Source organism: Pseudomonas sp. NFACC25 (genome assembly GCF_900100935.1).
Classification (GTDB): domain Bacteria; phylum Pseudomonadota; class Gammaproteobacteria; order Pseudomonadales; family Pseudomonadaceae; genus Aquipseudomonas; species Aquipseudomonas marginalis.
In genome coordinates this window covers 617,493-635,425 of record NZ_FMUC01000002.1, presented here as the reverse complement: position 1 = coordinate 635,425, position 17,933 = coordinate 617,493, and the positions used below count along the sequence as shown (strand labels likewise).

General features: G+C 57.9%; 18 protein-coding genes. All 18 read left to right on the top strand.

The window, feature by feature from the left end:
- The first annotated feature begins 348 nt into the window (after window positions 1–348).
- The 18 genes from mnmG to BLQ09_RS06925 all read left to right on the top strand — a co-directional run bounded on the left by mnmG (window position 349) and on the right by BLQ09_RS06925 (window position 17,915).
- On the top strand, window positions 349–2,241 hold the full coding sequence (gene mnmG / locus BLQ09_RS07010) for a tRNA uridine-5-carboxymethylaminomethyl(34) synthesis enzyme MnmG (RefSeq protein ID WP_027608172.1): 1,893 nt from the start codon (window positions 349–351) through the stop codon (window positions 2,239–2,241).
- Complete coding sequence (gene rsmG / locus BLQ09_RS07005; protein ID WP_092355985.1) at window positions 2,238–2,882, top strand: 16S rRNA (guanine(527)-N(7))-methyltransferase RsmG; 645 nt, start codon at window positions 2,238–2,240, stop codon at window positions 2,880–2,882. Before mnmG ends, rsmG begins: the two co-directional genes overlap by 4 nt.
- Before the next feature lie 18 nt (window positions 2,883–2,900).
- Window positions 2,901–3,698, top strand: coding sequence for a ParA family protein (locus BLQ09_RS07000; RefSeq protein WP_016978715.1), 798 nt, complete (start codon window positions 2,901–2,903; stop codon window positions 3,696–3,698).
- Window positions 3,699–3,707: 9 nt separating this feature from the next.
- Window positions 3,708–4,580, top strand: a complete 873-nt coding sequence (locus tag BLQ09_RS06995; RefSeq protein WP_027608174.1) for a ParB/RepB/Spo0J family partition protein — start codon at window positions 3,708–3,710, stop codon at window positions 4,578–4,580.
- Window positions 4,581–4,728: 148 nt separating this feature from the next.
- A complete protein-coding gene (locus tag BLQ09_RS06990) occupies window positions 4,729–5,136 on the top strand; it encodes a F0F1 ATP synthase subunit I (RefSeq protein ID WP_010565865.1) in 408 nt (135 codons plus the stop codon).
- Between the two features lie 16 nt (window positions 5,137–5,152).
- Window positions 5,153–6,022: a F0F1 ATP synthase subunit A gene (gene atpB, locus BLQ09_RS06985; RefSeq protein WP_017736231.1), complete on the top strand. Its 870-nt coding sequence runs from the start codon at window positions 5,153–5,155 to the stop codon at window positions 6,020–6,022.
- A gap of 133 nt (window positions 6,023–6,155) precedes the next feature.
- Window positions 6,156–6,413 (top strand): F0F1 ATP synthase subunit C, encoded by a 258-nt coding sequence (atpE, locus tag BLQ09_RS06980; protein ID WP_002555987.1) that lies wholly within the window; start codon window positions 6,156–6,158, stop codon window positions 6,411–6,413.
- A 55-nt stretch (window positions 6,414–6,468) separates the two neighbouring features.
- On the top strand, window positions 6,469–6,939 hold the full coding sequence (locus BLQ09_RS06975; RefSeq protein ID WP_008439543.1) for a F0F1 ATP synthase subunit B: 471 nt from the start codon (window positions 6,469–6,471) through the stop codon (window positions 6,937–6,939).
- Between the two features lie 12 nt (window positions 6,940–6,951).
- Window positions 6,952–7,488 carry a F0F1 ATP synthase subunit delta gene (locus BLQ09_RS06970; protein ID WP_027608176.1) on the top strand — a complete coding sequence of 179 codons (537 nt, stop codon included), beginning with the start codon at window positions 6,952–6,954 and terminating at the stop codon, window positions 7,486–7,488.
- Window positions 7,489–7,509: 21 nt separating this feature from the next.
- The gene (gene atpA / locus BLQ09_RS06965; protein WP_003177064.1) at window positions 7,510–9,054 is read left to right on the top strand and encodes a F0F1 ATP synthase subunit alpha; all 1,545 of its coding nucleotides are present in this window, start codon (window positions 7,510–7,512) and stop codon (window positions 9,052–9,054) included.
- A gap of 50 nt (window positions 9,055–9,104) precedes the next feature.
- On the top strand, window positions 9,105–9,965 hold the full coding sequence (atpG, locus tag BLQ09_RS06960) for a F0F1 ATP synthase subunit gamma (protein WP_003195829.1): 861 nt from the start codon (window positions 9,105–9,107) through the stop codon (window positions 9,963–9,965).
- Window positions 9,966–9,992: 27 nt separating this feature from the next.
- Entirely contained in the window at window positions 9,993–11,369 is a 1,377-nt protein-coding gene (gene atpD / locus BLQ09_RS06955) for a F0F1 ATP synthase subunit beta (RefSeq protein WP_003177062.1), read from the top strand.
- 44 nt (window positions 11,370–11,413) lie between these two features.
- Window positions 11,414–11,830 carry a F0F1 ATP synthase subunit epsilon gene (locus BLQ09_RS06950; RefSeq protein ID WP_003177061.1) on the top strand — a complete coding sequence of 139 codons (417 nt, stop codon included), beginning with the start codon at window positions 11,414–11,416 and terminating at the stop codon, window positions 11,828–11,830.
- Window positions 11,831–11,952: 122 nt separating this feature from the next.
- Window positions 11,953–13,320 (top strand): bifunctional UDP-N-acetylglucosamine diphosphorylase/glucosamine-1-phosphate N-acetyltransferase GlmU, encoded by a 1,368-nt coding sequence (gene glmU / locus BLQ09_RS06945; RefSeq protein ID WP_027608177.1) that lies wholly within the window; start codon window positions 11,953–11,955, stop codon window positions 13,318–13,320.
- Between the two features lie 227 nt (window positions 13,321–13,547).
- Window positions 13,548–14,315, top strand: a complete 768-nt coding sequence (locus BLQ09_RS06940) for a DeoR/GlpR family DNA-binding transcription regulator (RefSeq protein ID WP_027608178.1) — start codon at window positions 13,548–13,550, stop codon at window positions 14,313–14,315.
- A 10-nt stretch (window positions 14,316–14,325) separates the two neighbouring features.
- A complete protein-coding gene (gene glmS / locus BLQ09_RS06935) occupies window positions 14,326–16,158 on the top strand; it encodes a glutamine--fructose-6-phosphate transaminase (isomerizing) (RefSeq protein ID WP_027608179.1) in 1,833 nt (610 codons plus the stop codon).
- A gap of 60 nt (window positions 16,159–16,218) precedes the next feature.
- Window positions 16,219–16,581 (top strand): avidin-fold protein, encoded by a 363-nt coding sequence (locus BLQ09_RS06930; RefSeq protein WP_092355982.1) that lies wholly within the window; start codon window positions 16,219–16,221, stop codon window positions 16,579–16,581.
- Between the two features lie 131 nt (window positions 16,582–16,712).
- Window positions 16,713–17,915 carry a Fic family protein gene (locus BLQ09_RS06925; RefSeq protein WP_256221397.1) on the top strand — a complete coding sequence of 401 codons (1,203 nt, stop codon included), beginning with the start codon at window positions 16,713–16,715 and terminating at the stop codon, window positions 17,913–17,915.
- Window positions 17,916–17,933: the final 18 nt, after the last annotated feature.

Below are 17,933 nucleotides of genomic sequence, written 5' to 3'. Positions count from 1 at the left end.
AAAACCCCTCTGTGGATAACCACCTGTTTAATCCACAGGCTTAAAGCACTTATCCAAGGGCCTCATTGGCACATGACCACAGACTTTTGAATCGCTGTACACATTGTAAATAAAGGCCTGTAGAGATCTATCCACAGAAACGTTGCCCAGTAGAAATAAACATAAAAACAAAGATTTAATAAATTTCTCTCTTTTAATTTCTATTGTCTGTGATTCATCCACAGCTGGTTAAATTTTGTGCAAAGGGTTCTTTAGGAAGGGCGAAGTCCCTATACTTGCCGCCAAAGCTCCAAAACCCTTTCAACAAACAATTCCTGATTACCTACATAAGCAGGCACGAGGTGCGTGGTGGATTTCCCTTCCCGTTTTGAAGTGATCGTCATCGGCGGCGGTCATGCCGGTACCGAGGCAGCACTGGCGTCAGCACGCATGGGCGTAAAAACCCTGTTGCTGACGCATAACGTGGAAACCCTCGGCGCCATGAGTTGCAACCCTGCCATTGGTGGGATCGGCAAAAGCCATCTGGTCAAGGAAATCGACGCCCTTGGTGGCGTGATGGCCGAGGCTACCGACAAGGGTGGTATTCAATTTCGCGTGCTCAACAGCCGCAAAGGCCCGGCCGTGCGTGCCACTCGGGCCCAGGCAGACCGCATCCTGTACAAAGCCGCGGTCCGCGAAACCCTGGAAAACCAGCCCAACCTGTGGATATTTCAACAAGCCGCCGATGACTTGATCGTCGAACAGGACGTGGTTCGCGGTGTTGTCACCCAAATGGGCCTGCGTTTCTTCGCAGAATCCGTGGTGTTGACCACCGGTACGTTCCTCGGCGGACTTATCCACATCGGCATGCAGAACTATTCGGGTGGCCGCGCCGGTGATCCGCCGTCGATTGCCCTGGCAAAACGCCTGCGCGAATTGCCGCTGCGCGTCGGTCGCCTGAAAACCGGGACCCCACCGCGTATCGACGGGCGTTCCGTGGATTTCTCGGTGATGACCGAACAAGCGGGCGATACTCCGATTCCGGTAATGTCGTTCATGGGTTCCAAGGAGCAACACCCCAAACAGGTGAGCTGCTGGATTACCCATACCAATGCGCGCACTCACGAAATCATTGCCGCGAACCTCGACCGTTCGCCGATGTACTCCGGGGTAATCGAAGGTATTGGCCCGCGTTACTGCCCGTCGATCGAAGACAAGATCCACCGCTTTGCCGACAAGGAAAGCCACCAGGTCTTCATCGAACCCGAAGGCTTGACCACCCACGAGCTGTACCCGAACGGGATTTCCACTTCCCTGCCGTTCGATGTGCAAATCCAGATCGTGCAATCGATTCGCGGCATGGAAAACGCACACATCGTGCGTCCGGGCTACGCCATCGAATACGACTACTTCGACCCGCGTGACCTGAAGTACAGCCTGGAAACCAAGGTTATCGGCGGCCTGTTCTTCGCCGGGCAAATCAACGGCACCACCGGCTACGAAGAAGCCGGCGCCCAGGGTTTGCTGGCCGGGACCAACGCCGCATTGCGTGCACAAGGCAAAGACAGCTGGTGCCCGCGTCGCGATGAAGCGTATATCGGCGTGTTGGTCGACGACCTGATTACCCTGGGAACCCAGGAACCGTATCGGATGTTCACTTCCCGAGCGGAATACCGCCTGATCCTGCGCGAAGACAACGCCGACCTGCGCCTGACCGAAAAAGGCCGTGAACTGGGCCTGGTCGACGATGCGCGCTGGGCGGCCTTCTGCAAAAAACGCGAAAGCATCGAGCTTGAAGAGCAGCGCCTGAAAAGTACCTGGGTTCGCCCCGGGACCGAGCAGGGCGACGCGATTGCGGAAAAATTCGGCACGCCGCTGACTCATGAATACAACCTGCTGAACCTGCTGTCCCGTCCGGAAATCGACTACGCCGGTCTGGTCGAAGTGACCGGCGGCGGCGCCGATGATCCACAGGTTGCCGAGCAGGTCGAAATCAAGACCAAGTACGCCGGTTACATTGACCGCCAGCAGGACGAGATCGCTCGTCTGCGCGCCAGTGAAGACACCAGGCTGCCTGTGGATATCGACTACACCGGTATTTCCGGATTGTCGAAAGAAATCCAAAGCAAGCTGGGGATAACTCGCCCCGAGACCCTCGGGCAGGCTTCACGTATCCCGGGCGTCACCCCTGCAGCTATTTCGCTGTTGATGATTCATTTGAAAAAACGCGGCGCGGGCCGTCAGTTGGAGCAAAGCGCTTGAGTTCGTTGGTCACCTCGCAACACGCCGAAGAGTTATCCACAGGTGCGCGCCAATTGGGCGTGGACTTGACCGAGGCCCAGCACGATTTGCTGCTGGGCTACCTGGCCCTGTTGATCAAATGGAACAAGGCTTACAACCTGACGGCCGTGCGTGATCCCGACGAAATGGTTTCCCGTCACTTGCTCGACAGTCTGAGCGTGATGCCGTTTATCGAAAACGGTCGTTGGCTCGATGTCGGCAGTGGTGGCGGTATGCCTGGCATCCCGCTGGCTATCCTGTTTCCCGAGTCGCAAGTGACCTGCCTGGACAGCAACGGCAAGAAAACCCGCTTCCTGACCCAGGTCAAACTCGAACTCAAGCTGGATAACCTGCACGTTATCCACAGTCGCGTCGAAGCCTTCACGCCTGAGTTGCCCTTCAACGGAATTGTTTCCCGGGCGTTCAGCAGCATGGAGAACTTCAGCAACTGGACTCGTCACCTGGGCGACCACGACACCCGCTGGCTGGCAATGAAGGGCGTCCATCCAAGCGATGAGCTGTTAGCATTGCCGGCAGACTTCCACCTCGATAGCGAACACGCCTTGGCCGTACCCGGTTGCCAAGGCCAACGCCATCTGCTGATACTGCGCCGCACGGCATGATTGGGAACACAAGCAAGAATGGCTAAGGTATTCGCGATAGCGAACCAGAAAGGTGGCGTGGGCAAAACCACCACCTGCATCAACCTCGCAGCATCCCTGGTTGCCACCAAGCGCCGGGTGCTGTTGATCGATCTCGATCCACAGGGCAACGCCACCATGGGTAGCGGTGTGGATAAACACGGCCTGGAAAACTCGGTCTACGACTTGCTGATTGGCGAGTGCGACCTGGCCCAGGCCATGCACTACTCCGAGCATGGCGGTTATCAACTGCTGCCGGCCAACCGCGATTTGACTGCGGCGGAAGTGGTGCTGCTGGAAATGCAGATGAAGGAAAGCCGTCTGCGCAGCGCGTTGGCACCGATCCGCGAGAACTACGACTACATTTTGATCGACTGCCCACCGTCGCTGTCGATGCTCACGCTTAACGCATTGGTGGCTGCCGATGGGGTGATTATCCCCATGCAGTGCGAGTACTACGCGCTGGAAGGGTTGAGCGACCTTGTGGATAACATCAAGCGTATCGCCGAGCTGCTCAACCCGAACCTGCAGATCGAAGGCCTGCTGCGAACCATGTTCGATCCGCGCCTGAGCCTGATGAACGATGTGTCGGCGCAGCTCAAGGAACACTTTGGCGACCAGCTGTACGACACCGTGATTCCACGCAACATCCGCCTGGCCGAAGCGCCAAGCTATGGCATGCCCGCGCTGGCGTACGACAAATCATCCCGTGGTGCCATTGCCTACCTGGCATTGGCCGGCGAGATGGTTCGTCGTCAACGCCGCAACTCACGCACCGCTGCAGCCCAGCCAACTTAAGGAATCCCCATGGCCGTCAAGAAACGAGGTCTCGGACGTGGACTGGATGCACTGCTGAGTGGTCCGACCGTCACATCGCTTGAAGAACAAGCGGTGCAGGCTGACGAACGCGAGCTGCAGCACCTGCCCCTGGACCTGATCCAGCGCGGCAAATACCAGCCACGCCGGGACATGGACCCCCAGGCGCTGGAGGAACTGGCCAATTCGATCAAGGCCCAGGGCGTGATGCAGCCGATTGTGGTGCGCCCGATCGGCGGCGGCCGCTTTGAAATCATTGCCGGTGAACGCCGCTGGCGCGCCAGCCAGCAGGCGGGCAAGGACACCATCCCGGCGATGGTGCGCGATGTAACGGATGAAACCGCCATCGCCATGGCGTTGATCGAGAATATCCAGCGTGAAGACCTCAATCCCATCGAGGAAGCGATCGCCTTGCAGCGTTTGCAGCAGGAATTCCAGCTGACCCAGCAACAGGTCGCCGAGGCCGTGGGTAAATCCCGTGTCACCGTGTCCAACTTGCTGCGCCTGATCGCGCTGCCGGAAGTCATCAAGACCATGTTGTCCCATGGCGACCTCGAGATGGGCCACGCCCGTGCTTTGCTCGGTCTGCCGGAAAATCAACAGGTTGAAGGGGCGCGACACGTTGTCGCACGAGGGCTCACCGTTCGTCAGACCGAGGCCCTGGTTCGCCAGTGGCTCAGCGGCAAACCTGCACCGGTAGAAACAGCCAAACCTGATCCGGATATTGCGCGTCTCGAGCAGCGCCTGGCCGAGCGCCTGGGCTCTGCGGTACAAATTCGCCACGGTAAGAAAGGCAAAGGGCAATTGGTCATCGGATATAACTCCCTTGATGAGCTTCAGGGCGTCCTTGCCCACATCCGCTGAAACATTTGCTTATGTAGCGCGTGATCGGAAATCACTACCCGGCAGTTGAATAGGGGCAGAACCGCCCCTATACTCTGCGCGCATTTTGTCGGCACAAATTATGCCAAGTTATTGATTTCCGGCAGCCGACTATTGAGGAGCAAGAGTGATGGAAACCCGCACGCCAAACACGTTGCCCTTCCATCGCTTGGCTGTTTTTCCGGTTTTATTGGCTCAATTTGTCATCTTGCTGATCGCCGCATTGGCGCTTTGGTACTGGCATGGAGTCGTAGCCGGATATTCAGGACTCTGCGGAGGCCTGATAGCCTTGCTGCCCAATATGTATTTTGCTCACAGGGCCTTTCGGTTTTCCGGCGCCCGAGCAGCCCAGGCTATCGTCCGGTCTTTTTATGCCGGCGAGGCGGGGAAACTGATTTTGACGGCAGTGCTGTTTGCACTGACCTTTGCAGGTGTGAAGCCATTGGCGCCGCTGGCTGTATTCGGCGTCTTCGTGTTGACCCAACTGGTCAGCTGGTTCGCTCCCCTGCTGATGAAAACAAGACTTTCGAAACCTTAGGGCGTTTGAGGCAACCATGGCAGAAACAACCGCTTCGGGCTATATCCAGCACCACTTGCAGAACCTGACCTTCGGTCAGCTTCCCAACGGCGGCTGGGGCTTTGCCCACTCCGCAGCAGAAGCCAAAGAAATGGGCTTCTGGGCTTTCCACCTGGATACTCTGGGCTGGTCGGTCGCTTTGGGTCTGATCTTCGTCCTGATTTTCCGCATGGCGGCAAAGAAGGCGACTTCCGGTCAACCAGGTGCTTTGCAGAACTTCGTTGAAGTACTGGTCGAATTCGTCGATGGCAGCGTGAAAGACAGCTTCCATGGCCGTAGCCCGGTGATTGCACCGTTGGCACTGACCATCTTCGTCTGGGTGTTCCTGATGAACGCCGTCGACCTGATCCCGGTTGACTGGATCCCTCAGTTGGCCATGGCGATTTCCGGCGACCCGCACATTCCATTCCGTGCCGTATCGACCACTGACCCGAACGCTACCCTGGGCATGGCCCTGTCGGTATTTGCGTTGATCATTTTCTACAGCATCAAGATCAAGGGCATCGGCGGCTTCATCGGCGAGCTGACCCTGCACCCGTTCGGCAGCAAGAACATCTTCGTTCAAGCCCTGCTGATCCCGGTGAACTTCCTGCTGGAATTCGTCACCCTGATCGCCAAGCCGATCTCCCTGGCCCTGCGACTGTTCGGCAACATGTATGCCGGCGAGCTGGTGTTCATTCTGATCGCTGTGATGTTCGGCAGCGGCCTGCTCTGGCTCAGCGGCCTGGGCATTGTTCTGCAGTGGGCGTGGGCTGTGTTCCACATCCTGATCATCACCCTGCAGGCCTTCATCTTCATGATGCTGACCATCGTCTACCTGTCGATGGCGCACGAAGAGAACCATTAAGGCCAGTCTCGACTAGCCTGATGTCCTTCCCGGTGAAACGGGAAGGTGGCCCACCAGGGCTATGAAACGATTTGTTTTACCGCTTTAAAATCTAAAAAACCTAAACCATACGACGTAAAAGTCGGGAGGAAAGATGGAAACTGTAGTTGGTCTAACCGCTATCGCTGTTGCACTGTTGATCGGCCTGGGCGCCCTGGGTACTGCCATTGGTTTCGGCCTGCTGGGCGGCAAGTTCCTGGAAGGCGCAGCGCGTCAGCCAGAAATGGTTCCAATGCTGCAAGTTAAAATGTTCATCGTTGCCGGCCTGCTCGACGCCGTGACCATGATCGGCGTTGGTATCGCTCTGTTCTTCACCTTCGCGAACCCCTTCGTTGGTCAACTCGCCGGTTAATCACTCGTTTTTCGAGTGATTGGTGTGTTGTGCAACGAATGAGCGAGGTATTGGCGTGAACATTAATGCAACCATTATTGGTCAGTCCTTAGCGTTCTTGATTTTTGTCGTTTTCTGCATGAAGTTCGTATGGCCTCCGGTCATCGCGGCTTTGCACGAACGTCAAAAGAAGATCGCGGATGGACTGGACGCTGCCGCACGAGCAGCTCGCGACCTGGAGTTGGCCCAAGATAAAGCGGGTCAGCAACTGCGCGAAGCGAAAGCTCAAGCAGCCGAAATCATTGAGCAAGCCAAGAAACGCGGTAACCAGATTGTTGAAGAGGCTGTTGAAAAAGCCCGTATCGACGCTGACCGTGTGAAGGTTCAGGCTCAAGCCGAGATCGAGCAGGAACTGAACGGTGTCAAAGATGCGCTGCGTGCCCAACTGGGTGCTCTGGCCGTCGGCGGTGCTGAGAAGATCCTGGGTGCCACAATTGATCAAAACGCGCACGCGGAGCTGGTTAACAAACTGGCTGCTGAAATTTAAGCGAGGGCGATCATGGCAGAATTGACCACGTTGGCCCGACCTTACGCTAAGGCAGCCTTCGAGCACGCCCAGGCCCACCAGCAGCTGGCCTCTTGGTCAGCCATGCTCGGCCTGGCTGCAGCAGTGTCGCAAGACGGCACCATGCAGCGCGTGCTCAAGGCCCCGCGACTGACGAGCGCAGACAAGGCCGCCACTTTTATTGAAGTGTGCGGCGACAAGTTTGATGTGAAAGTGCAGAACTTCATCAATGTCATCGCCGAAAACGACCGTCTCCTGCTTTTGCCGGAGATTGCCGCTCTGTTCGACCTGTACAAGGCCGAGCAAGAGAAATCGGTAGACGTTGAAGTGACCAGTGCTTTTGCATTGAACCAAGAACAGCAAGACAAACTCGCCAAGGTTCTCAGTGCACGACTCGACCGGGAAGTGCGCCTGCAAGTTGCGGAAGACCCATCCCTTATTGGGGGTGTTGTCATTCGCGCCGGCGACCTGGTTATCGATGGCTCGATTCGCGGCAAACTCGCGAATCTTGCCGAAGCATTGAAATCTTGAGTTTGAAGGGGCAGCAGAGCAATGCAGCAACTCAATCCTTCCGAAATAAGTGAAATTATCAAGGGCCGCATCGACAAGCTCGATGTGACCTCCCAAGCCCGTAACGAAGGCACTGTCGTCAGCGTATCTGACGGCATCGTGCGGATTCACGGTCTGGCCGACGTTATGTACGGCGAGATGATCGAGTTTCCGGGCGGCGTCTACGGTATGGCCCTCAACCTGGAGCAAGACTCCGTAGGTGCCGTGGTATTGGGCGCGTACACCAGTCTGGCTGAAGGCATGAGCGCCAAGTGCACTGGCCGCATCCTGGAGGTTCCGGTTGGTAAGGAATTGCTGGGTCGCGTAGTCGACGCACTGGGTAACCCTGTTGACGGTAAAGGTCCACTGGGCAACACCGAGACCGACGCGGTCGAGAAAGTTGCTCCAGGCGTGATCTGGCGTAAGTCGGTAGACCAGCCTGTACAGACTGGCTACAAGGCTGTCGATGCCATGATCCCAGTCGGCCGTGGCCAGCGTGAGCTGATCATCGGTGACCGTCAGATCGGTAAAACCGCTCTGGCGATCGACGCGATCATCAACCAGAAGAACAGCGGCATTTTCTGCGTCTACGTAGCGATCGGTCAGAAGCAATCGACCATCGCCAACGTGGTTCGCAAGCTGGAAGAAAACGGCGCCCTGGCCAACACGATCATCGTGGCTGCCAGTGCTTCGGAATCTCCTGCGCTGCAATTCCTGGCACCGTACTCCGGTTGCACCATGGGTGAATTCTTCCGCGACCGCGGTGAAGACGCGCTGATCGTTTATGACGATCTGTCCAAGCAAGCAGTGGCTTACCGCCAGATTTCCCTGCTGCTGCGCCGTCCACCAGGCCGTGAAGCCTACCCAGGCGACGTGTTCTATCTCCACTCCCGTCTGCTGGAGCGCGCATCCCGCGTTTCGGAAGAGTACGTAGAGAAGTTCACCAACGGCGCAGTGACCGGCAAAACCGGTTCCCTGACCGCACTGCCGATCATCGAAACCCAGGCTGGCGACGTTTCCGCGTTCGTTCCGACCAACGTGATTTCCATCACCGACGGTCAGATCTTCCTGGAATCGGCCATGTTCAACTCGGGCATCCGCCCTGCAGTGAACGCCGGTGTTTCGGTATCCCGTGTGGGTGGTGCCGCTCAGACCAAGATCATCAAGAAGCTCTCCGGTGGTATCCGTACCGCTCTGGCTCAGTACCGTGAACTGGCCGCATTCGCCCAGTTCGCTTCTGACCTGGACGAAGCGACCCGTAAGCAACTTGAGCATGGTCAGCGCGTTACCGAGCTGATGAAGCAGAAGCAATACGCCCCAATGTCGATCGCTGACATGGCGTTGTCGCTGTATGCCGCTGAGCGTGGGTTCCTGACCGACGTTGAAATCGCCAAGGTCGGCAGCTTTGAACAAGCGCTGATTGCTTACTTCAACCGCGATCACGCCGAATTGATGGCGAAGATCAACGTGAAGGGTGACTTCAATGACGATATCGACGCTGGCATGAAAGCCGGTATCGAGAAGTTCAAGGCCACCCAAACCTGGTAAGCCGCAGCGGGAGCCGCAAGGCTCCCGCTTGCTAACCTGATAGGTGTTACATGGCAGGCGCAAAAGAGATTCGCAGTAAGATTGCGAGCATCAAAAGCACGCAAAAAATTACCAGCGCCATGGAAAAAGTGGCGGTCAGCAAAATGCGCAAGGCACAAATGCGCATGGCTGCTAGCCGTCCTTATGCGGAGCGTATCCGCCAGGTAATTGGGCATCTGGCCAACGCCAACCCGGAATACCGCCACCCGTTCATGATCGAGCGCGCCGTCAAGCGTGTGGGTTATGTGGTAGTGAGCAGTGACCGTGGTTTGTGCGGTGGTTTGAATACCAACCTGTTCAAGGCCCTGGTCAAGGACATGGCGGTAAACCGCGAAAACGGCGTCGAGATCGATCTGTGTGTTGTTGGTAGCAAGGGTGCGGCCTTTTTCCGCAACTTCGGCGGTAACGTCGTTGCAGCTATCAGCCACCTGGGTGAAGAGCCGTCGATCAATGATTTGATCGGCAGTGTGAAGGTGATGCTGGATGCTTACCTGGAAGGCCGGATCGACCGCCTCTCCGTGGTATCCAACAAGTTCATCAACACCATGACCCAGCAGCCAACCGTGGAGCAATTGATTCCACTGGTGGCGACTCCGGATCAGGAACTCAAGCACCACTGGGACTACCTCTACGAACCAGACGCCAAAGAGCTGCTTGACGGCTTGATGGTGCGCTACGTGGAGTCGCAGGTGTACCAGGCGGTGGTCGAGAACAACGCAGCTGAACAAGCGGCGCGGATGATCGCGATGAAAAACGCTACCGATAACGCCGGTGATCTGATCAGCGATTTGCAGCTGATCTACAACAAGGCGCGTCAGGCTGCGATCACCCAAGAGATCTCGGAAATCGTCGGCGGCGCTGCCGCGGTTTAACGGTTCAAATATTCAGAGGATCCAGCTATGAGTAGCGGACGTATCGTTCAAATCATCGGCGCCGTTATCGACGTGGAATTTCCACGCGACAGCGTACCGAGCATCTACAACGCGCTGAAAGTACAAGGCGCGGAAACTACTCTGGAAGTTCAGCAGCAGCTGGGCGACGGCGTAGTTCGTACCATTGCGATGGGTTCCACCGAAGGCTTGAAGCGCGGTCTGGACGTTATCGACTCTGGCGCTGCCATCTCCGTACCGGTCGGTAAAGCGACCCTGGGCCGGATCATGGACGTACTGGGCAACCCGATTGACGAAGCTGGCCCGATCGACACCGAAGAGCGCTGGGGCATTCACCGTCCAGCACCTTCGTTCGCGGAACAGGCTGGCGGCAACGACCTGCTGGAAACCGGCATCAAGGTTATCGACCTGGTTTGCCCGTTCGCCAAGGGCGGTAAAGTCGGTCTGTTCGGTGGTGCCGGTGTAGGCAAGACCGTAAACATGATGGAACTGATCCGTAACATCGCCATCGAGCACAGCGGTTATTCCGTGTTCGCCGGTGTGGGTGAGCGTACTCGTGAGGGTAACGACTTCTACCACGAGATGAAGGACTCCAACGTTCTGGACAAAGTGGCACTGGTCTACGGTCAGATGAACGAGCCGCCGGGAAACCGTCTGCGCGTAGCACTGACTGGCCTGACCATGGCCGAGAAGTTCCGTGACGAAGGTAACGACGTTCTGCTGTTCGTCGACAACATCTACCGTTACACCCTGGCCGGTACTGAAGTATCCGCACTGCTGGGCCGTATGCCTTCCGCAGTAGGTTACCAGCCGACCCTGGCTGAAGAGATGGGCGTTCTGCAGGAACGTATCACTTCGACCAAGGAAGGTTCGATCACTTCGATCCAAGCGGTATACGTACCTGCGGATGACTTGACCGACCCATCGCCTGCGACCACCTTCGCCCACTTGGACGCCACCGTCGTTCTGTCCCGTGACATCGCTTCCCTGGGTATCTACCCAGCGGTCGATCCACTCGACTCGACTTCGCGCCAGCTGGACCCGAACGTGATCGGCCAGGAGCACTACGACACCGCTCGCGGCGTTCAGTACGTGCTGCAGCGTTACAAAGAACTGAAGGACATCATTGCGATCCTGGGTATGGACGAGCTGTCGGAAGCCGACAAGCAGTTGGTAAACCGTGCTCGTAAGATCCAGCGCTTCTTGTCGCAGCCGTTCTTCGTGGCTGAAGTCTTCACCGGTGCTTCGGGTAAATACGTTTCCCTGAAAGACACCATTGCTGGCTTCAAAGGCATCCTCAACGGTGACTACGACCACCTGCCAGAACAAGCGTTCTACATGGTCGGCGGCATCGAAGAAGCGATCGAGAAAGCCAAGAAACTGTAATCCAGGCGCCCGGAAACGGGCGCTCATCAGGTTGAGGCAATCAGATGGCTATGACAGTCCATTGCGATATCGTCAGCGCGGAAGGGGAAATCTTCTCCGGTCTGGTAGAAATGGTGATTGCACACGGCGAACTCGGTGACCTGGGTATTGCCATGGGCCACGCGCCATTGATCACCAGCTTGAAGCCAGGTCCGATCACTCTGACCAAGCAAGGCGGGGAAAAGGAGGTGTTTTACATCTCCGGTGGTTTCCTTGAGGTTCAGCCGAACATGGTCAAGGTACTTGCCGACACCGTGCAACGTGCTGGCGACCTGGATGAAGCCTCCGCTCAGGAAGCCGTCAAGGCTGCCGAGAAGGCCCTGAACGAAAAGGGTGCGGACTTCGACTACAGCGCTGCTGCTGTACGTCTGGCCGAGGCTGCAGCTCAGCTGCGCACGCTCCAGCAGATCCGCAAGAAGTAAGCGGCGACGCCGTGATGCTTATGCGCGATTGATTAAAAAGGGTAGCCTCGGCTACCCTTTTTCTTTTTTAGCACAACACATCTTTGGTCTGAAGCCGGACCGCCCAGGATTGGTAGCCATTCATGTCTCTTGAAATCGTCATTCTCGCCGCAGGCCAGGGCACCCGCATGCGTTCGGCCCTGCCCAAGGTGCTGCACCCGGTCGCGGGCAATTCCATGCTTGGGCATGTTATCCACAGCGCTCGTCAACTGGACCCGCAACGTATCCACGTGGTGATCGGCCACGGTGCTGATGTGGTGCGCGAGCGCCTGGCGGCGGATGACCTGAATTTCGTATTACAGGACAAACAACTGGGCACCGGCCACGCCACCGCGCAAGCTGTGCCGTTCATTACCGCCGACACCGTGCTGATCCTCTACGGTGACGTGCCGCTGATCGAAGTGGAAACCCTGCAACGCCTGCTCAAGCATGTGGTGCCCGGCCAGATGGGCCTGCTCACCGTTGAGCTGGATGACCCCACCGGTTACGGGCGCATCGTGCGCGGTGCCGACGGCAAGGTCGCGGCGATCGTCGAGCACAAGGACGCCAGTGAAGCCCAGCGGGCTATCACCGAAGGCAACACCGGCATCCTTGCGGTGCCTGCCAATAAGCTCGCCGACTGGATGAGCCGCCTGTCTAACAACAACGCCCAGGGCGAGTACTACCTCACCGACGTGATCGAGATGGCCGTGAGTGATGGCCTGCTGGTCGCCACCGAGCAGCCCCACGACCCGATGGAAGTACAGGGCGCCAATGATCGCAAGCAGCTTGCAGAGCTCGAGCGTCACTACCAACTGCGTGAAGGCCGCCGCCTGATGGCCCAGGGCGTGACCCTGCGCGACCCTGCGCGTTTTGACGTACGCGGTGAGGTCACCGTCGGCCGCGATGTGCTGATCGACATCAACGTGATCCTCGAAGGCCGCGTGATCATCGAAGACAACGTGGTCATCGGCCCGAACTGCGTGATCAAGGACAGCACCCTGCGCAAGGGCGTGGTGGTCAAGGCCAACAGCCATATCGACGGCGCCGTAATGGGCGAGGGCAGCGATGCCGGGCCTTTTGCGCGGTTGCGTCCGGGCACTGTGATGGGCGCCAGGGCGCACGTCGGCAATTTCGTCGAACTGAAAAACGCACGCATGGGCGATGATGCAAAGGCCGGCCACCTGGCTTACCTGGGGGATGCGGTGATCGGTGCGCGCAGCAACATCGGCGCAGGCGCGATCACCTGCAACTACGACGGTGCCAATAAGTACCAGACCACTATTGGTGAGGACGTCTTCATCGGCTCGAATAACTCGCTGATTGCACCTGTGACGATAGGTGATGGTTCGAACACTGCTGCGGGCTCAACCATCAACCAGGATGTGGATAAGTCCCAACTGGCCGTGGCCCGTGCACGCCAACGTAACATCGACGGCTGGAAACGCCCGGTCAAAATCAAGAAGACCTGAGTTATCCACAGCCTTATCAGCAGCGTTATCCAGATGTGGGAGGGGGCTTGCCCCCGATGGCGGATTTTCAGTCAATGTTTCAGTCGACTGATCTACTGCAATCGGGGGCAAGCCTCCTCCCACATTTGTGTGTGTTGCTTGAAAAATCTGTTTCCGACGCTTGACGATATCTTCTCAATAGGTTTTGATTGCCTTCGTTATCTTTCGAAACGAAACTTATAATTACCATGTCGAAACGAAATACACCCCAACGACGCCACAACATCCTGACCTTGCTCAACGAACAGGGCGAAGTCAGCGTGGACGAACTGGCCAAGCGTTTCGAAACCTCGGAAGTCACTATCCGCAAGGACTTGGCCGCGCTCGAAAGTAACGGCCTGTTGCTGCGTCGCTACGGTGGCGCGATCACCATGCCTCAGGAACTGGTGGGCGACCCCGCCCAACCGGTCTCGGCCTACAAACGTGCGATCGCCCGTGCTGCGGTGATGCGTTTGCGTGAACACGCCCGCATCATCATCGACAGCGGCAGCACTACCGCCGCCATGATCCCGGAACTGGGCCACCAGCCCGGCCTGGTGGTCATGACCAACTCCCTGCACGTGGCCAGCGCCTTGAGCGAACTGGAGCACGAACCGGTGCTGTTGATGACCGGCGGCACCTGGGACCCGCATTCGGACTCGTTCCAGGGCCAGGTCGCCGAGCAGGTGTTGCGTTCCTACGACTTTGATCAACTGTTCATCGGCGCCGACGGCATCGATCTGCAACGTGGCACCACCACCTTCAACGAATTACTGGGCTTGAGCCGTGTGATGGCCGAGGTCGCCCGTGAAGTGGTGGTGATGGTCGAATCCGACAAGATCGGCCGCAAGATTCCCAACCTGGAACTGCCCTGGAGCAGCGTCCATACCCTTATTACCGATGATCGCCTGCCGCTTGAGGCCCGCGACCAGATCCAAGCCCGCGGCATTACGCTGATATGCGCGGCAATCATCTAGGAGAAGCACCATGTGTGGAATTGTTGGCGCAGTCGCCGAACGTAACGTTACTGCCATCCTGCTCGAAGGTCTCAAGCGCCTGGAATACCGGGGCTACGACAGCGCGGGTGTGGCCGTCTTCACCAACGCCGGCAAGCTTGAGCGCATGCGCCGCCCAGGCAAGGTCAGCGAGTTGGAGCAGGCGTTGGCCGGCGAGCCGCTGGTGGGTCGCCTGGGGATTGCCCACACCCGCTGGGCCACCCACGGCGCACCGTGCGAGCGCAACGCCCACCCGCACTTCTCCGGTGACTTGGCCGTGGTGCACAACGGCATCATCGAAAACCACGAAGTGCTGCGCGAACAGCTCAAGAGCATGGGCTACGTGTTCACCTCGGATACCGACACCGAAGTCATCGCCCACCTGCTCAACCACAAGCTCAAGGACCACAGTGACCTGACCGCCGCCCTCAAGGCCACGGTCAAGGAGCTGCACGGCGCCTATGGTCTGGCCGTGGTCAGCGCCAGCCAACCTGACCGCGTGGTCGCCGCCCGCAGTGGCAGCCCGCTGGTGATCGGCCTGGGCCTGGGCGAGAACTTCCTCGCCTCCGACCAACTGGCCCTGCGCCAGGTGACCGACCGCTTCATGTACCTGGAGGAGGGCGATATTGCTGACATTCGCCGTGAAAGCGTGGCGATCTGGGACGTGAACGGTAATTCCGTCGAACGCGAAGCCGTGCAATACCGCGACGGTGCCGAGGCTGCCGACAAAGGCGAGTTCCGCCACTTCATGCTCAAGGAAATCCACGAACAACCGGCCGTGGTGCAGCGCACCCTGGAAGGCCGCCTTGGTGACAAGCAAGTGCTGGTCAACGCCTTCGGCCCGCAAGCCGCCGAGCTGTTCGCCAAAGTGCGCAATGTGCAGATCGTGGCCTGTGGCACCAGCTACCACGCCGGTATGGTTGCTCGTTACTGGCTGGAAGAACTGGCCGGCATCCCGTGCCAGGTCGAAGTCGCCAGTGAGTTCCGCTACCGCAAGGTGGTGGTGCAGCCCGACACGCTGTTCGTGACCATTTCCCAGTCCGGCGAAACCGCCGACACCCTGGCCGCGCTGCGCAATGCCAAAGAGCTGGGCTTCCTCGCCAGCCTGGCGATCTGCAACGTCAGCATCAGCTCCCTGGTGCGTGAGTCCGACCTGACCCTGCTGACCCAGGCCGGTCGCGAAATCGGCGTGGCCTCCACCAAAGCCTTCACCACCCAGTTGGTCGGCCTGTTGCTGCTGACCCTGTCCCTGGGCCAGGTTCGCGGCACCTTGGCTGCCGGCGTCGAAGCCACTCTGGTGGAAGAACTGCGCCGCCTGCCGACCCGCCTGGGCGAAGCCTTGGCCATGGACAGCACCGTGGAAAAAGTCGCCGAGCTGTTCGCCGACAAGAACCACACCCTGTTCCTCGGCCGTGGCGCGCAGTACCCGGTGGCGATGGAAGGCTCCCTGAAGCTCAAGGAAATTTCGTACATCCACGCCGAAGCCTACCCGGCCGGTGAGCTCAAGCACGGCCCGTTGGCCCTGGTGGACGACGACATGCCGGTGGTCACCGTCGCGCCGAACAACGAACTGCTGGAGAAGCTCAAGTCCAACCTGCAGGAAGTCCGCGCCCGTGGCGGCCAACTGATCGTGTTCGCCGACGAAAAAGCCGGCATGACCAACGGCGAAGGCACCCACGTCATCAACATGCCGCACATCCACGACACCCTGTCGCCGATCCTCTACACCATCCCGCTGCAACTGCTGTCGTACTACGTCGCCGTGCTCAAAGGCACCGACGTCGACCAGCCGCGCAACCTGGCGAAGTCGGTGACGGTGGAGTAACCCGCTCCACCCTGGAGGCCCGCCCGGGTCTCCAGGTACCCGCGAAAGGACGCGCCTTCGATGAACACCCCCTCACAAATCCACGAGCGTTTGCACAACCGCCGATTCACCGTCGCCAATAACACCCACGGGCTATCCGGCGCGGGAACGGTGTTTCATTACCTTGTTGAGGGAGATGCCATTTCCAGTACCTACCAAGGCGGTCGCATCCGCCTGGGTACGCAGGTCGGCCGCGTCACAGGCCCAGACGTTATCGAGCTGCTGTATCAGTGCCTGACACTGGAAGGTGAGCTGCTGGCCGGCTGGTCGCGGGGCATCATCGGTGTCGATGCTGCCGGGCGTACCACGCTGAGTTTCGTGTGGGGTTGGTTGTCGGGGGCGACGGGAGGCGGGGAGTCGAACTACGTGGAGCTGGTTGTATAGGCCAAAAAGAATCAGAAAAAAAATCAGAAAAATGTTTAGCAGATAGTTGTATAAAATCTTGGATTTATCCCGTTATTATTGGACCTTAAAGGATAACAGATTCGAAAAAAAATCGGAAAATGGTGAGGAAAATGACGCAGAAGTTCATGTCCGGTAATCACTGGTTGGAACCTGTCTGGCCATCGCCAGGTTTTCCTGCGTCGATTTTACGTACGGCAGAGACGCTATCGTTTCGTGCCGGAAAACTCACGGGTTTGCTCCCCGAAAACACCGCTATTCGCATCGGCGGCCTGATGCGGATCACCAATAGTTACTACAGCAACCTGATTGAAGGCCAATTCACCGAGCCTGCTACGTTATCTACACGAGTACCCAGGCGCGACTCCAAAGAACTGCGTGAGCTGGCCGAAAGTCACATCGGCGTTCAGGCGTTACTGGAGCGAACAGTACGTCGGCCGAAATCAATTGACGCGCCTTGGAGCGTGTTCTTTGCCCCTGAATTCATTTCTGTCATTCATCGCCGCCTTTTTACAGGTGCCAGCGACGACGACTTGCGGCTGAGTGATGGGCGCTTAATGGTGCCGGGTCAATTGCGTGATAGTGCACAACGCAATGTCTTGGTGGGTGATCATGCAGCGCCTGCCTGGGAATCCGTCGCCCCCATGCTCACCCGCCTTCAACAGGTATATGGGGGGCAACCTGATCTGACGTCGCGAATTCTCAGCGCTCTTGCTTATCACCATCGTCTTGCGTTTATTCACCCATTTGAAGATGGCAATGGCCGAGTCGTGCGCATGATTACGCACTTGCAGTTGATGCGCCTTGGGCTAGCGTCCCCGCTTTGGTCACTTTCTCGGGGGCTGGCACGAAAACAGGATGAGTACTATGGACGCTTGCGTGCAGCGGACCAGCCGCGTCGCGGTGATCTCGACGGTCGTGGTCAGCTGACTCAAAGTGGGTTGTTCGAATTTGTAGAGTTCATGCTGCAAGTCTGCATTGATCAGATGGAGTATGTAGAACAAGCGATGGGCCTGGTAAGTCTGCGTCAGCGGCTTGAGAGAGTGATTGGGCTTGAGGAGCGATTCATTGGGGCTGGAGTGAAGCCGGAAATGGCCAAGGCCATCCATATCCTGCTAACTCAAGGTGAGATTGCCCGAGCGGACTTCAAAATCTTTTCTGGGCTGCATGATCGCGTAGCAAGTGATCAGCTTAAAAAGTTAATTGATTTGGGCGTAGTTGAAGCGCCGTCTGCCAAGTCACGCTCGATTTTTCCCGGCCTACCCGTATGGTTCGCGCAGATGATATTCCCTGATCTTCATCGGCGCTTTTACTGAGCCAGGGGTCAGAGGCGG

What these genes read in the sequence shown, in the direction of transcription:
- BLQ09_RS07000 (WP_016978715.1), top strand. Translation starts at nt 2,901, where the DNA reads ATGGCTAAGGTATTCGCGATAGCGAACCAGAAAGGTGGCGTGGGCAAA.
- BLQ09_RS06995 (WP_027608174.1), top strand. Translation starts at nt 3,708, where the DNA reads ATGGCCGTCAAGAAACGAGGTCTCGGACGTGGACTGGATGCACTGCTG.
- BLQ09_RS06990 (WP_010565865.1), top strand. Translation starts at nt 4,729, where the DNA reads ATGGAAACCCGCACGCCAAACACGTTGCCCTTCCATCGCTTGGCTGTT.
- atpB (WP_017736231.1), top strand. Translation starts at nt 5,153, where the DNA reads ATGGCAGAAACAACCGCTTCGGGCTATATCCAGCACCACTTGCAGAAC.
- atpE (WP_002555987.1), top strand. Translation starts at nt 6,156, where the DNA reads ATGGAAACTGTAGTTGGTCTAACCGCTATCGCTGTTGCACTGTTGATC.
- BLQ09_RS06970 (WP_027608176.1), top strand. Translation starts at nt 6,952, where the DNA reads ATGGCAGAATTGACCACGTTGGCCCGACCTTACGCTAAGGCAGCCTTC.
- atpA (WP_003177064.1), top strand. Translation starts at nt 7,510, where the DNA reads ATGCAGCAACTCAATCCTTCCGAAATAAGTGAAATTATCAAGGGCCGC.
- atpG (WP_003195829.1), top strand. Translation starts at nt 9,105, where the DNA reads ATGGCAGGCGCAAAAGAGATTCGCAGTAAGATTGCGAGCATCAAAAGC.
- atpD (WP_003177062.1), top strand. Translation starts at nt 9,993, where the DNA reads ATGAGTAGCGGACGTATCGTTCAAATCATCGGCGCCGTTATCGACGTG.
- BLQ09_RS06950 (WP_003177061.1), top strand. Translation starts at nt 11,414, where the DNA reads ATGGCTATGACAGTCCATTGCGATATCGTCAGCGCGGAAGGGGAAATC.
- glmU (WP_027608177.1), top strand. Translation starts at nt 11,953, where the DNA reads ATGTCTCTTGAAATCGTCATTCTCGCCGCAGGCCAGGGCACCCGCATG.
- BLQ09_RS06940 (WP_027608178.1), top strand. Translation starts at nt 13,548, where the DNA reads ATGTCGAAACGAAATACACCCCAACGACGCCACAACATCCTGACCTTG.
- glmS (WP_027608179.1), top strand. Translation starts at nt 14,326, where the DNA reads ATGTGTGGAATTGTTGGCGCAGTCGCCGAACGTAACGTTACTGCCATC.
- BLQ09_RS06930 (WP_092355982.1), top strand. Translation starts at nt 16,219, where the DNA reads ATGAACACCCCCTCACAAATCCACGAGCGTTTGCACAACCGCCGATTC.
- BLQ09_RS06925 (WP_256221397.1), top strand. Translation starts at nt 16,713, where the DNA reads ATGACGCAGAAGTTCATGTCCGGTAATCACTGGTTGGAACCTGTCTGG.